This is a genomic window from Azospirillum canadense, from assembly GCF_025961225.1.
Taxonomy (GTDB): Bacteria; Pseudomonadota; Alphaproteobacteria; order Azospirillales; family Azospirillaceae; genus Azospirillum; species Azospirillum canadense.
In genome coordinates, this window is record NZ_JAOQNG010000010.1 from 1,395,734 (window position 1) to 1,409,690 (window position 13,957).

The window sequence follows — 13,957 nt, forward strand, 5'->3', positions numbered from 1 at the left end:
GCGTTGGGCCCCTACCCTAACCCTCCCCCACCTCCGGCGGGGGAGGGAACTCCGCCGCGCGGCCCTGAAGCCCTCCCCCGCCGAAGGTGGGGGAGGGTTGGGTGGGGGCCCAGCGCGACAACTCCCCTCACCCTCCACTAATCGCCTCCAACCAGCGCAGCGCGGCGGGCGCATCATGCACCTCCGGCACGCCATTACCCCGCGGCCGTTCGACCATCACCACGGGGATGCCGCGCCGCCGCGCCGCCTCCAGCTTCGCCTCGGTCGCGGTGCCGCCGCTGTTCTTGCTGACGATCACGTCGACGCGGTGTTCCTCCAGCAGGGCCAGTTCGCCGTCCAGCGTGAAAGGGCCGCGGTCGAGGATCAGCGTGTGGCGCAGGGTCGGCGCGGGCTCCGGCGGGTCGACGGCGCGGATCAGGTAGGTCTTGTCCGGAACCGCCTCGAACACTGCGACCTCCTGCCGGCCGATGGTCAGGAACGCGGTGTCGCCCAGCGAACGCAGCGCCTCGGCGGCGGCGGCCATGTCCGGCGCGCCGATCCAGCGGTCGCCCACCCCCGGCGTCCAGGGCTTGCGCGTCAGCACCAGCAGCGGAACCCCGGCGCGGACGCAGGCCGCCGCGGCGTTGGCGGAGATCTGGTCGGCGAAGGGGTGCGTGGCGTCCACCACCGCCTGGATTCCGTTCGCGGCGAGGTGCTCCGCCAGCCCGTCCACGCCGCCGAAGCCGCCGATGCGCGTCGGCAGGGGCGGCAGCACCGGCTGCTTGGTGCGCCCGGCGAGCGACACGGTCGCGTCGATGGCCGGATGGCCGACGAGCAAGCGCGCGAGCGCCGTGGCCTCCGTCGTGCCGCCCAGAATCAGCGCCTTCATCCTCTCTCCCTCCGCCGGTGCGAGGCGCCATGAATAGCACAGCTTCCCCGCGTTGGCTGAGCGTCGTCGGCATCAGCGAGGACGGATGGGACGGTCTGTCGCCCGCCGCCCGCGCTCTGGTCGAAGGTGCCGAGTTGCTAGTGGGCGGAACGCGCCACCTATTGCTGGTTCCGGAGTTTGCCCGGCAGGAACGGCTGGCTTGGCCCTCGCCCCTGTCGGACGCCTTTCCCGCTCTGCTGGAACGACGCGGGAGGCCGGTCTGCGTGCTGGCGAGCGGCGACCCGTCCTGGTACGGCGTCGGCGCCACCCTGTCGCGGATCATCCCGGCGGCGGAGACCCTGGTCGTTCCAGCCCCGTCATCCTTCAGCCTTGCTGCGGCCCGGATGGGCTGGCCGTTGCAGGAATGCGTCTGCCTAACGGTGCATGGGCGCCCGCTGGAGCTGGTCATTCCGCACCTGCATCGGTCTGCGCGGCTGCTGGTCCTTTCCTGGGACGGAACGACCCCAGGCAAGCTCGCGGCCCTGCTGCGCGCCCGCGGCTTCGGGCCGTCGCGCATCACAGCGCTGGAGGCCATGGGCGGCCCGCGCGAGCGCCGCACGGAGGGCACGGCCGACGGCTGGGACACGGAACGCGTCGCCGACCTGAACACGCTGGCGGTTGAGTGCATCGCCACCCCCGGCGCCCGCGGCCTGCCGCGCACGCCGGGCCTGCCCGACGATTGGTTCGAGCATGACGGCCAGATCACCAAGCGCGAGGTGCGCGCCGTCACCCTGTCCTGGCTGGCGCCGCACAGGGGCGAACTGCTGTGGGACGTCGGCGCCGGGTCCGGCTCCATCGGCGTCGAGTGGATGCTGAGCGATCCGACCAACCGCGCCATCGCCGTGGAGCACAAGGACGACCGCGCCGCCCGCATCCCCGCCAACGCCGCCGCCTTCGGCGTGCCGGGGCTGGAGTTGGTGCGCGGCAAAGCGCCGGAGGCTCTGAGCGGACTGCCGACGCCGGACGCGGTTTTCATCGGCGGCGGGCTGACCAACGACGGCGTGCTCGACGCCTGCTGGGACGCGCTGAAGCCCGGCGGGCGGCTGGTCGCCAACGCGGTGACGCTGGAAAGCGAGGCCATGCTGATCGCCGCGCACAAGCGGCTTGGCGGACAGCTGTCGCAGATTGCGGTCAGCCGCGCCGCGGCCATCGGCGGCTTCACGGGCTGGCGCCCGCTGATGCCGGTCACGCTCTGGCTGGCGGAGAAGCCGGCATGATCGCGGCGGGTGTTGGCTGCCGCTCCGGCTGTCCGGGAGCGGAGATCGCCGGGCTGGTCCGCGCTGTCGTCGCTGAGGCGGGCGTGAACGCGGATGTCCTGGCCGCGCCAATGCGCAAGCGGAATGAGGCCGGCCTGCGCGACGCGGCGGACCTCCTGGTGCTGCCGTTGGCCTTCGTCGACGACGCGGATTTGGCCGCCGTCCAGGACCGAACGCAGACCCGCTCCGCCCGGGTCGAGGCCGCGGTGGGCGTCGCCTCGGTGGCGGAGGCCGCGGCGCTGGCCGCCGCCGGGCCGGGCGCGCGCCTGCTGCTGCCGCGCCGCTCCACGCCGCGCGCCACCTGCGCGCTGGCGATTTCCAAGGATTCTTCTCTATGACCGTGCATTTCATCGGCGCCGGACCGGGCGCGCCCGACCTTTTGACCCTGCGTGGGCGCGACCTGATCGCGTCCTGCCCGGTCTGCCTCTACGCCGGCTCGCTGGTGCCGAAGGAGATCATCGCCCATGCCCCGACCGGCGCGCGGGTGGTGGACACCGCACCCATGACGCTCGACCAGATCGTGGCGGAGTTCCAGGCGGCGCACGCGGCCGGGCAGGACGTGGCGCGGCTGCATTCCGGCGACCTGTCGGTCTACAGCGCGCTCGGCGAGCAGACCCGCGCGTTGCGGGAACTGGGCATCCCCTACACCATCACGCCCGGCGTGCCGGCCTTCGCCGCGGCGTCGGCCGCGCTGGGGCGGGAACTGACCCTGCCGGAGGTCAGCCAAACGCTGATTTTGACACGCACGGAGGGCCGCGCCTCGGCCATGCCGGCCAACGAGACGCTGGAGGTGCTAGGGCGGTCGGGCGCCACGCTGGCCATCCACCTGTCGATCCACGTCATCGACCGGGTGGCCGAGCGGCTGACCCCGCTCTACGGCGCCGACTGCCCGGCGGCGGTTGTCTACCGCGCCACTTGGCCGGACGAGCGGGTGCTGCGCGGCACGCTGGCCGACATCGCCGCCAAGGTCGCCGAGGCCCCCATGGAGCGCACCGCGCTGATCCTGGTCGGCCCGGCGCTGGGCGTGGAGGATTTCCGCTGCAGCGCGCTCTACGACGGGTCGCACGTCCGCCGTTATCGGGGGTTGGGGGAGTGAGGATAGACCTCGCCCTTCAGAAAGAACCCTCTCCCTCCCGGGGAGAGGGGAGGGTGAGGGGACTAGTGCGGCCCGCGCCAGCCCGCCTCTCCCACAATGTTGCCCTGGCGATCGGTGACCAGAACCTCGACCGACACCGGGGCGCCTTCCAGCACGGCGAGCGCGGCGTCCTGGGCCAGCGCGGCAACGCGGTCAGCGAGCGGCAGGCCGGATTCGGCCGCGATGCCCAGGACCTGCGCGGCGGTGTTGGCGGTGCGCGCCGCCGCGACCACCTCCGGCCCGGCGCCCAGCTCCGCCAGGCGATCGGCCAGCCAATCGAGGTCAACGCTGTTGCGCTTGGAATGCAGGTCCATCAGGCCGCGCGCCAGCTTGCCGAACTTGGCGAAGCCGCCGCACAGGGTCAGGCGCGGCACGGGGTGGCGCCGCAGGTATTTCAGCGTGCCGCCGACGAAATCGCCCATGTCCAACAGCGCATGGTCCGGCAAGCCGTAGCGCGCGACGACCGCCTTTTCCGAGGTGTCGCCGGTGCAGGCCGCGACGTGCGTCAGGCCGGCCGCCCGCGCCACGTCGACGCCACGCTGGATCGACGCGATCCAGGCCGCGCAGGAATAGGGCACGACGATTCCCGTGGTCCCCAGGATCGACAGGCCGCCGAGGATGCCCAGCCGCGGGTTCATGGTGCGGCGGGCGAGCGCCTCCCCATTCTCCACCGACACCTCCACCACCACGTCGGCGGGCTGGCCGGCAAGAGCCGCCGCCTCCCCGACCGCTTGGCGGATCATGGCGCGGGGTACGGGGTTGATCGCGGGCTCGCCAACCGGGACCGGAAGACCGGGGCGGGTCACGGTGCCGACCCCCTCCCCCGCCCGGAAGACGACGCCCTCCCCCGATCCGGCGCGCCAGACTCGGGCGCGGACCAGCGCGCCGTGTGTCACGTCCGGATCGTCGCCCGCGTCCTTCACCACTCCGGCCGCCGCCCAGCCCTCACCCGTCTCGGTCCAGGCGAGCGCGAAGGCCGGCGTCTGGCCGCCGGGAAGGGTGACCGTCACCGGATCGGGGAACCGGCCGGTGAACAGCGCCTCGCAGGCCGCGCGCGCCGCGGCGGTGGCGCAGGCGCCCGTCGTCCAGCCCCGGCGCAAGGCCTTCCCGTCCGCCGGGCCGTCCGCCCCCGTATCATCGCCGTTCGCAGCTGAGTGCTCGTCCATGACCACAGAGCCGTTGCCCGACTCCCTCCAAATTCCCTTCGACCCCGGCAGCGTCTGGCTGGCGGGGGCCGGACCCGGCGACCCCGGCCTGCTGACCCTGCGCGCGCTGCAAGGTCTAAGGCAAGCGGACGTGATCGTCCATGACGCGCTGGTCGGTGAACGGATCCTGGCGCTGGCCTCGCCCGCGGCAAGGCTGGAGTTCGCCGGAAAGCGCGGCGGCCGCCCGTCCGCCCATCAGGACGACATCACCAACCGCCTGATCGAGCTGGCGCGCGAGGGGCATCGCGTGCTGCGGCTGAAGGGCGGCGATCCCTTCGTCTTCGGCCGCGGCGGGGAAGAGGCGCAGGCGCTGGCCGAGCAGGGCATCCCCTTCCGCATCATCCCCGGCATCACCGCGGGGCTGGCCGGCCCGGCCTACGCCGGCATCCCGGCGACGCACCGCACGGCCAACCAGGCGGTGATCCTGGCAACTGGCCATTCCTGCGCCGGTGGGCCGGACTGGAAGGCGCTGGCCGCCACCGGCGCACCGCTGATCCTCTACATGGCCTGGAAGGGCCTGCCGGGCATCGCGGCTGGCCTGATGGAGGGCGGCCTGCCCGCCGACACCCCCGTGGGCGTGGTCACCGACGCGACGACCGAGCGCCAGCGCGTGCTGGTCACATCGCTGGGCACCTGCGTCGAGGACTTGGCGACGAGCGGGCTTGAGCCCCCGGCGATCATCGTGGTCGGGGAGGTGGTGCGGCTGCGCCCGGTGCTCGACTGGCTGCCGCAGGGGGCTTCCCATGGCTGACGCGCCGCGCGGGCTGATCGTCGGCGCCCCGGCGTCGGGCACCGGCAAGACGACCGTGACGCTCGGCCTGCTGGCGGCGCTGCGGGAGCGGGGGCTGCGGGTGGGCGCGGTGAAGGCAGGGCCGGACTACATCGACCCGGCCTTCCACCAAGCGGCCACCGGGCGTCCCAGCTTCAACCTGGACGGCTGGACCATGGGGCCGGACCTGCTGGACAGCTTGGCCCGCCGCGCCGGCGAGGGGACCGACATCGTGGTCTGCGAGGCCCTGATGGGCCTGTTCGACGGCGTGGCGAGCGTCGGCGCCACCGGCACCGGCGCCACGTCGGAGATCGCGGCGCGCACCGGCTGGCCGGTGGTGCTGGTCGTCAACGCCAAGGGACAGTCGCAGTCCGCCGCCGCGCTGGTGAAGGGCTTCGCCACCTACCAGGAGGGCGTGCGCATCGGCGGCGTCATCCTGAACAACGTCGCCAGCCCGCGTCATCTCGCGCTGGCCGGCGGCGCCATCGAGGCGCTGGGCATCCCCGTGCTGGGTGCCCTGCCCCGCACGCCCGACGTGATCCTACCGGAACGCCACCTGGGCCTGATCCAGGCGGAGGAAACCGCCGACCTTCAGGACCGGCTGGCGGCGCTCGGCCGCTTCATCGCCCAGCATGTGGACCTGGACAAGGTGATGGCTCTTGCCGCGCCCTCACGCGCGCCAAAGGGGGCCTTCGCCCCGGCCCTCCCCCCGCTGGGGCAGCGCATCGCCATCGCCCGCGACGTCGCCTTCACCTTCGTCTACCCGCACCTGCTGGAGGGCTGGCGCGAGGCCGGGGCGGAGGTGGTCACCTTCTCCCCCCTCGCCGACGAGGCGCCGCCCGCCGACGCCGACGCGGTGTATCTGCCCGGCGGCTATCCGGAGCTGCACGCCGGCCGCCTCGCCGCCGCCGGACGCTTCCGCGAGGGGCTGCGCTGCGCCGCCGAGACCCGGCCGGTCTATGGCGAGTGCGGTGGCTACATGGTGCTGGGGGAGACGCTGGAGGACGCCGACGGCGTGACCCACCCTATGCTCGGCCTGCTCGGCGTGCGGACGTCCTTCGCCAAGCGGAAGCTGCACCTGGGCTACCGCCGCGCCGTCCTGCTGGCCGACACGGTGCTGGGGCAGGCCGGCACGGCGCTGCGCGGGCACGAGTTCCACTACGCCTCCATCCTCACGCGCGGGACGGACGAGCCGCTGGTCACCGCCACCGCGGCGGACGGGTCGGACCTGGGGCCGCTCGGCGGGCGGCGCGGACACGTCTTCGCGTCCTTCTTCCATGTCATCGCGGCGGACCGGACCCAATGAGCGACCACGCCTTCTCCGCGGAGGAGCGCGACGCGCTCTACAAGGCGATCTTCTCCCGCCGCGACGTGCGCGGTCAGTTCGCGCCCGACCCGGTGCCGGACGAGGTGCTGACCCGCGTCCTGACCGCCGCGCACCACGCGCCGTCGGTCGGCTTCATGCAGCCCTGGAACTTCATCGTCGTCCGCGACCCGGCGGTGAAGGCCCGCGTGCACGCCGACTTCGCCCAGGCCAACGAGGAGGCGAAGGCCCTGTTCGAGGGGGAACGGCAGGCGCTCTACAGCCGGCTGAAGCTGGAGGGCATCCGGGAGGCGCCGGTCAACCTGTGCATCACCTGCGACCGCGAGCGCTCCGGCCCCGTGGTGCTGGGCCGCACCCACATCCCCACGATGGACCTCTACAGCTGCGTCTGCGCCGTGCAGAACCTGTGGCTGGCCGCAAGGGCGGAGGGGCTTGGCGTCGGCTGGGTCAGCATCCTGCACGAGGACCGACTGCGCGCCGCGCTGGGCATTCCGGAGCGGATCGTGCCCATCGCCTACCTGTGCCTGGGCTACGTCTCCCACTTCCACGAGACGCCGGAGTTGGAGCAGGCCGGCTGGCGCAATCGCTTGCCCTTGGAGGATCTGGTCTTTCGCGACCGCTGGGGCGAACACGGCTGAGGCCCGTAGGTTGGGTGGAGCGAAGCGCAATCCAACAGCGTCGCAATCCCAAACGGGCAAGAAAAAAGGGCCGCGGAAAGCCGCGGCCCTGAGTCTAGGGAGGAAACGCCCCGAGAATGGGCAGGGGCAAGATATGCCGCGGCGCACACCAACTGGTATTACCAATGTGGCATGGGTGCGGTGCAACATGCGCATAAGCCGAAAATTTGCTGTGATTTCGGGGTGACTTTGTGCTTTGCCGCGTGCCCGGCCTGCGGGCGACAACCGGGCGGCGGTTGCACCCGCATGTGTCCATGATGACGCGCCCATGACGCCGGCCCTTCACCACCGGCGCACGAACGGTCATAATCCCGCAGACGCGTTGGGGATGTCGGTCAGGAGGAAAAGCGGCATGGGGGTCGGCGGAATCGTGGGCTGGTGCGCAATCCCCGCCGTTGCTTGGCCCTGGATCCGGTCTTTGCTCCCCACCCTGGCGCTGGTGCTGGCCGGGCTGGGAACGCCGCTCGCCACCGCCCGGGCGGAGCCGTTCCGCTTCACCCTTCTCTACGCCCACAGCACGACCGAGTTGGAGGACACGCAGGGGCGCGGCGGGATCGCGCGGCTGGCGACGTTGATCCAGAGGGAACGCGCCGCCCACGACACGGTGCTGGTGCTGCACGGCGGGCAGTCCCTGGCGCCATCGGTGCTGTCCTTCTACGACCAGGGCGCCCACGTCATCGACCTGCTGAACGGGCTGGGCATCGACGCCATGGCCGCGCTGAACCGGGAATTCCACCACGGCGACGACACGCTGATGACGCGCGCCTTCGCGGCGAACTTCCCGCTGGTGACCACCAACGCGGTCGATCGCGCGACCGGCAAGCCGCTGGACGGGCTGGAGAGCGCGGTCGTGCTCGACGCCGGCCCCTACAAGATCGGCGTGCTGGCCGCTACGCCGGCGCAGACGAAGGAGACCACCCGCTCCGGCCGCACGGAATTCCGCGACCCGGTCCGCGCCGTGGCCGACAAGGCCCGGGAGCTGCGCGCCCAGGGCGTGGACCTGATCGTCACCATGACGGCCAATTCGGGCAACACCCACCGCGACGTCATCGCCGCCCGCGCCGCCGACATCGTGCTGTACCAGGACCGGGGACGCGCCGTCGGCGTGGAGTATGACGGGAAGTATCTCGCCGCGACGGTGGAGGCGCAGGCGGCCTGGGTGCTCGCGCTGGACATCGCAATCGAGCGCGGCGCAATCGACCGCGGCGCCAAGGCCGGCACCGTGTGGAGCGCCGGGGTGCGCGCCATCGACACCGCGCCGATCCCGCCGGACAGCGCGGTGGACAGCCGCGCCAAGGCCTATCTGGCGCGGCTCGACGGCATGCTCGGCATGCAGGTCGGACGGCTGGAAGCCCCGGTGGACACGCGGCGGGAGGCGGTGCGCGGCGGGGAGAACGCCTTCGCCAACGCGCTGGCCGACGCGCTGCGCGCCGCGATGGAGGCCGACGTGGCGCTGGTCAACGGCGGCACCATCCGCGGCGACCGGCAGTATGCGGCCGGCACGCTGTGGACCCGCCGCGACATCCAGACCGAAATTCCCTACCACGACACCGCCGTCCTTCTGGAGGTCACGGGGCAGCAGCTGCGCGACGCGCTGGAGTCCGGCTATTCGGGAATCGAACAGGCGCAGGGCCGCTTCCCGCACCTGTCCAACGCCCGCGTCCTGGTCGACGCGTCGCGGCCCGCCGGCCAGCGCATCGTGGAGCTGACCATCGGCGGAAAACCGGTGGACCCCGCGGCGCGCTACCGCCTGGCGACCGGCAGCTACATCGCCCAGGGCAGCGACGGCTACACCGCGCTCGTCGCGGCGCCGCGTCTCGTGGACGACCGCGACGCGGACTTCCTCTCCACCATCCTGGCCGACCAGATCGCCCGGACGGGCAGCTTCGCGCCGCGCCTCGACGGGCGTCTCACGGTGAAGCGGTAAGCCGCCCGGATGGAAGCCCTGCCACCTCCCCTGTCCCATCCCCAGGCCCGCCGCCCCATCCGCGACCCCGGCGACGGCCCGGCGACCGCGGCGGTCCCGCCCCGCCCGCCGGAGCGGCGGGCCGGCATCGTGCTGCGCATCACCATCGGCCTGTCGGTCATGGCGATGCTGGTGCTGCTGATCGGCGGTGTCTCGATCTCCTCCTTCCGGCTGCTGCGCGGGGAGGTGTCGTCGCTGTCGACGACAACCCTGCCGGAGGTCGTCGCCGCGGCGGAATTGCGTGGGTCGCTGCAGCAGCTGGTCGCGCGGCTTCCCGGGCTGGCCGGGGCCGCGACCATGCCGCAGCGCCGGGGCGTCCACGACGAGTTGGTGCACGAGCTGGAGTTCCTGAGCAAGCTGGTGGACCGCGTCGCCGCGCTGCAAAAGGCCGGCGCCGAACAAAAGCCCAATGAGCAAAAAGCCGGAGGCGGGGAGCGGGAGGACGGCGACGCCGGGGATGCCCGCCTTCTCGACCAGGTGCGGTCCACGCTGGTGATCCTGGCGGCCACCGTGGCTGACCTGAACGCGGAGGTCGGCCGCCAGATCCTGGCCGGCGACCGTCAGGCCGAGGCCATCCGCTCGCTCGCCCGCATGGCGGAGGCTCTGGAACAGCTGCCCGGGCCGGAGGGGCCGAACGCGCCCGCCATCACCCCCGGCTCCGCCCCTGGCCCGGCCCCTGCGGCCTGGGCCGTGCGGACCGGCGCGCTGATGGCGCGGGCGGCGGGCGCCGTGCAGCTCGACCACCTGAACCGCCTGCGGACGGAGCGGGTGGTGGCCGAACGCACGCTGGCCGACCTCGGCCGCATCGCCGCGAGCACGCCCGATCCCGACAGCGCCGCCATGGAACGAATCCGCGGCGCGCTGGACCGCATCCTGGTCGCCCCCGGCGGCCTGTTCGACAGCTCCGCCGAACGGCTCCAGGCGCGCAACCGGGCCCAGGCCCTGTTCGGCCAGTCCCGCGTGCTGGTGGAGACGGTGGACCGGTCCACCCGCGCGCTGTTCGACGCGCTGAACGACCGCACGACGCAGCGCACCGAGGCACTGACGACCCTGATCACCGACCGCACCCGGGCGGTGATGGCGCTGGGCGGCGCCTCCGTCCTGCTGGCGATCGGCGTCTACCTGTTCTTCCAGCGCTTCCTGACCTCGCGGCTGGTCGCGCTCAACGGCGCGGTTTTGGCGCGCCTGTCCGGCAGCGCCGCCGCCATCCCGGCGGAAGGCGACGACGAGATCACCGACATCGGCGCCTCCATCCGCTACTTCATCGAAGAGATCGACCGCCGCCAGCGCGACCTCGCCGACAAGGAGCGGCGATTCCGCGACCTGGTGGAGGGATCGATCCAAGGCATCGTCATCCACCGCGACTTCCGGCCGCTCTACGCCAACGACGCCTTCGCCCTGATGCTGGGGACCAACCCCGGCCGGGCGCTGGCCCTGTCGTCGGTGCTCGACCTCATCCCCAACGCGGAACGCGCGCTGGTCGAGACGAACTACTACCACATCCTGGAAACCGGGCAGCCGAGCGAGCGGCGGCGCCTGCGCGCCTTCCGCTTCGACGGGACAGAGCTGTGGATCGAGCTGACCAGCCGCCGCGTCGACTGGATGGGGGAACCCGCCGTGCAGTCCGTGGTGGTCGACGTGACGCGCGAGGTGGAGGCGGAGGCCGCGCTGCGCCGGTCGCGCGACGCGGCGGAGCAGGCCCTGCGCGAGTTGAAGGAGACGCAGGCGAGCCTGATCCAGGCGGAGAAGATGGCCTCGCTCGGCCAGCTCGTCGCCGGCGTCGCGCACGAGGTCAACACGCCCATCGGGATCACCATCACCGGCGCCTCCCAGCTGGTCGTCCTGATCGACGAACTGGCCCAGAAGCACGCGGACGGCACGATCAAGCGCTCCGACTTCCAGCGGTTCCTGACCGACGGTCGGGAGATGGCGCGGCTGATCCTCGCCAACGGCACCCGCGCCGCCGACCTGGTGCAGAGCTTCAAGATGGTCGCCGTGGACCAGTCGAGCGACGAGCGCCGCCGCTTCGAACTGAAAAGCTACGTCGACGAGCTGTTGCGCAGCCTGCGGCCGACCTACAAGGACCTGAAGGGGCTGGACATCGCCGTGGACAGCCCGGAGGGGCTGGAGTTCGACAGCTACCCGGGCGCCCTGTCGCAGGTGCTGACCAACCTGATCATCAACGCGCTGACCCACGCCTTCACCCCGGACCAGCCGGGACGCATCGCCATCTCCGCACGGGCCCTGACGCCCGACATGGTGGAGCTGGAGGTCGCCGACGACGGCATCGGCATCCCCGCCGGCATCCAGCCGAAGATCTTCGACCCCTTCTTCACCACCCGGCGCGGCCGCGGCGGCAGCGGGTTGGGGCTGCACATCGTCTACAACCTGGTGACCGGCACGCTGCGCGGGACCATCGCCGTGGCCAGCGTCCCCGGCGAGGGCACCCGCTTCACCCTGCGCCTGCCCCGCGTCGCCCCGGCCGCGCCCTAAAGCGGATTGCAATCCGCTTTGGGCCGCGACGGCGGTCCCGGCCGCCAGCCTTTTGTTCAGACATTGGCGGCCGAAGCCCGGCCTCTCGCGGGAACTTCGTTCCCGCGAGAGGCAGGCGGATGCCACAGGCTTCCGCTGAGAGCCGGCGAATGAGGCCATATGAATCTAAAGCGAATGCAAATTCGCTTTAATCCGGATCATCGCGGTATCAGAGCACCTCGCCTTCGAACCAATGGCGCCCGTGGCGGTCCTCCACCTCAATGACCCAGACGTCGGGGTCGTAGCGGGTCTGGCGCGCGATGTAGGCGTCGGCCGTCGCCTCGTCCACCGGGTCGGCGCCGGTGCCGCGCGACCAGCGCAGCCGCGACTCGTCGCGCACCTGGACCAGCACCTGGAAGGTCCGGTTGAGGCGGTTCAGCTTCAGGATGACGGTGCCGCGGCTGGGATCGCCCTTGCGCAGCACCATCATCGAGACGCCCTGCGAGTCGGCGGTGCGGATGTGCGCCATCACCCAGAGATGCGTCGGCAGGCGGTCGTCCATGTTGCTTTCCGGTTGTTGAGGATGGCAGGGCTCGCCTTCGGCTGAGGCCCGGTGTAGACAACGCTCATGGCGACTCTCCTGGACGCTCTCGACGCAGCCGTCAACCACCACATGTCCGGCCGCCTCATCGAGGCGGCGGCGCTCTACCGGCTCGTGCTGTCGGTGGAGCCCGCCCAGCCCGTCGCGCTGCACCTGCTGGGCGTGCTGAAGGCGCAGCGCGGCGCCTTCGAGGCCGCCGTCCCGCCGCTGTGCCGCTCGCTCCGCCTGCGGCCGGAGGCGGCGCAGCTCTGGGCGCATCAGGCCGGCGTGCTGCGGGCGCTCGCCCGTCCGGAGGAGGCCGCCGCCGCCGCCCGGCTGGCGCTGGCGCTCGACCCGGCGCTGGACGACGCGCTCGACCATCTCGGCGCCGCGCAGCACGCGCTGGCGGCCTACGATCCGGCGCGGGCGTGGCTGGCGCGCGCGGCGCGGCTGCGGCCCGGCCATCCCGACACGCTGCTGAACTTGGGCACCGTGCTCCGCGACCAACGCCGGTTCGTCGAGGCGGAGGCCTGCTTCGACGCGGCGCTCGCGCTGCGGCCGAACCACGCCGAAACGCAACTGGCCCGCGCCGTCGGGCACCTGGTGCGGGGCGACCTGCGGACCGGCTGGGAAGGGTTCGAGTGGCGCTGGCGTCGCTTCCCCACGCCGCCCTGGGCCGGCGAGCCGGCCGGGGAGTCGCTGGAGGGCCGGACCATCCTGCTGCACGCGGAGCAAGGCTTCGGCGACACCATCCAGTTCGCCCGCTACGCGCCGCTGGTGGCGCAGGCCGGCGGGCGCGTGGTGCTGGAGGTCCACCCCCTGCTGGTCCGCCTGCTGAAGCCGCTGGAAGTGGCGGCGCCCAACCTCCGCGTCGTGGAACAGGGCCCGGAGCCGACGCCCCACGACCTTCATTGCCCGCTGATGAGCCTGCCGCGCGCCTTCGGCACCGACCTGGGGAGCGTCCCCACACAGGCATCCTACCTGTCCGCCGACCCGGAGGACGCCGCGCGCCAGGGCGGCCGCTTCGCCGCGGAAGGGGCCTTCCGCGTCGGCCTTGTCTGGGCTGGCAACCCGAAGCACCGCAACGACCGCAACCGCTCCATCGCCGTGGGCCGGCTGGGGCCGCTCCTATCGGTGCCGGGGGTGCGCGTCTTCAGCCTGCAGACCGGCGATGCGCGGGACCAACTGCCGCCGGGCGTGCCGGACCTGATCGAGGGCGTGCGCGACTTCGCCGACACCGCGGCGATCCTCAGCCATCTCGACCTCGTCATCGCGGTGGACACGGCGATCGTCCATCTGGCCGGCGCGCTCGGCGTGCCGACCTGGCTGCTGCTGCCCTACGCGCCGGACTGGCGCTGGCTGCTCGACCGCGCCGACAGCCCTTGGTACCCGTCGCTCCGCCTGTTCCGGCAACCCCGTCCCGGCGACTGGGACACGGTCCTGGCGACCGTCGCCGACGCGCTGGCACACCGCGCCCCATAGGCCCGTAGATTGGGTGGAGCGCAGCGCAACCCAACACACTTCGCGATGCGAACCCACAGATCCGGACACGCCGGGCGTGCGGGAGCTTTCTTCCCCCTCCCTTGCCGGGGACGCTAGGCGAAAAATTCCCAGCGCCCGGCAAAAACCGTCTCCACGCTTGAAAATCAACGGGTTGCCGCGCTCC

12 protein-coding genes are annotated in these 13,957 nt (G+C 72.4%); 9 read left to right on the forward strand and 3 right to left on the reverse strand.

Annotated features, from left to right (window positions below; genetic code table 11):
- Positions 1–127 precede the first annotated feature (127 nt).
- The gene (locus tag M2351_RS42255) at positions 128–868 is read right to left on the reverse strand and encodes a cobalt-precorrin-6A reductase (RefSeq protein ID WP_264661936.1); all 741 of its coding nucleotides are present in this window, start codon (positions 866–868) and stop codon (positions 128–130) included.
- Positions 869–897: 29 nt separating this feature from the next.
- Between M2351_RS42255 and cbiE the strand changes: the two genes are divergently transcribed.
- Genes cbiE through cobM form a run of 3 tightly spaced genes read left to right on the forward strand, consistent with a single transcriptional unit; the run spans position 898 to position 3,259 of the window.
- Positions 898–2,124, forward strand: a complete 1,227-nt coding sequence (gene cbiE, locus M2351_RS42260) for a precorrin-6y C5,15-methyltransferase (decarboxylating) subunit CbiE (RefSeq protein WP_264661937.1) — start codon at positions 898–900, stop codon at positions 2,122–2,124.
- A complete protein-coding gene (locus M2351_RS42265; RefSeq protein WP_264661938.1) occupies positions 2,121–2,501 on the forward strand; it encodes a cobalamin biosynthesis protein in 381 nt (126 codons plus the stop codon). The genes cbiE and M2351_RS42265 overlap by 4 nt, the downstream gene beginning before the upstream one ends.
- Entirely contained in the window at positions 2,498–3,259 is a 762-nt protein-coding gene (gene cobM / locus M2351_RS42270; RefSeq protein WP_264661939.1) for a precorrin-4 C(11)-methyltransferase, read from the forward strand. The genes M2351_RS42265 and cobM overlap by 4 nt, the downstream gene beginning before the upstream one ends.
- 62 nt (positions 3,260–3,321) lie before the next feature.
- Here cobM and M2351_RS42275 read toward each other — a convergent pair whose 3' ends face one another.
- Complete coding sequence (locus M2351_RS42275) at positions 3,322–4,464, reverse strand: cobalt-precorrin-5B (C(1))-methyltransferase (RefSeq protein ID WP_264661940.1); 1,143 nt, start codon at positions 4,462–4,464, stop codon at positions 3,322–3,324.
- On the opposite strand from M2351_RS42275, the gene cobA reads away from it, so the two are divergent.
- From cobA to M2351_RS42300, 5 genes are all read left to right on the forward strand, one after another.
- Positions 4,463–5,254, forward strand: a complete 792-nt coding sequence (gene cobA / locus M2351_RS42280; protein ID WP_264661941.1) for a uroporphyrinogen-III C-methyltransferase — start codon at positions 4,463–4,465, stop codon at positions 5,252–5,254. The two genes, M2351_RS42275 and cobA, sit on opposite strands and share 2 nt — an antisense overlap.
- Complete coding sequence (locus tag M2351_RS42285; protein WP_264661942.1) at positions 5,247–6,578, forward strand: cobyrinate a,c-diamide synthase; 1,332 nt, start codon at positions 5,247–5,249, stop codon at positions 6,576–6,578. The genes cobA and M2351_RS42285 overlap by 8 nt, the downstream gene beginning before the upstream one ends.
- Entirely contained in the window at positions 6,575–7,234 is a 660-nt protein-coding gene (gene bluB, locus M2351_RS42290; protein ID WP_264661943.1) for a 5,6-dimethylbenzimidazole synthase, read from the forward strand. The genes M2351_RS42285 and bluB overlap by 4 nt, the downstream gene beginning before the upstream one ends.
- A gap of 457 nt (positions 7,235–7,691) precedes the next feature.
- Positions 7,692–9,200: a bifunctional metallophosphatase/5'-nucleotidase gene (locus M2351_RS42295; protein WP_264661944.1), complete on the forward strand. Its 1,509-nt coding sequence runs from the start codon at positions 7,692–7,694 to the stop codon at positions 9,198–9,200.
- A gap of 9 nt (positions 9,201–9,209) precedes the next feature.
- Positions 9,210–11,732: a PAS domain-containing sensor histidine kinase gene (locus M2351_RS42300; protein WP_264661945.1), complete on the forward strand. Its 2,523-nt coding sequence runs from the start codon at positions 9,210–9,212 to the stop codon at positions 11,730–11,732.
- A 208-nt stretch (positions 11,733–11,940) separates the two neighbouring features.
- Here M2351_RS42300 and M2351_RS42305 read toward each other — a convergent pair whose 3' ends face one another.
- Positions 11,941–12,273, reverse strand: a complete 333-nt coding sequence (locus tag M2351_RS42305; RefSeq protein ID WP_264661946.1) for a DUF1491 family protein — start codon at positions 12,271–12,273, stop codon at positions 11,941–11,943.
- A gap of 66 nt (positions 12,274–12,339) precedes the next feature.
- Here M2351_RS42305 and M2351_RS42310 point away from each other — a divergent pair, with 66 nt between their 5' ends.
- Positions 12,340–13,773: a tetratricopeptide repeat protein gene (locus M2351_RS42310; protein WP_264661947.1), complete on the forward strand. Its 1,434-nt coding sequence runs from the start codon at positions 12,340–12,342 to the stop codon at positions 13,771–13,773.
- Positions 13,774–13,957 lie beyond the last annotated feature (184 nt).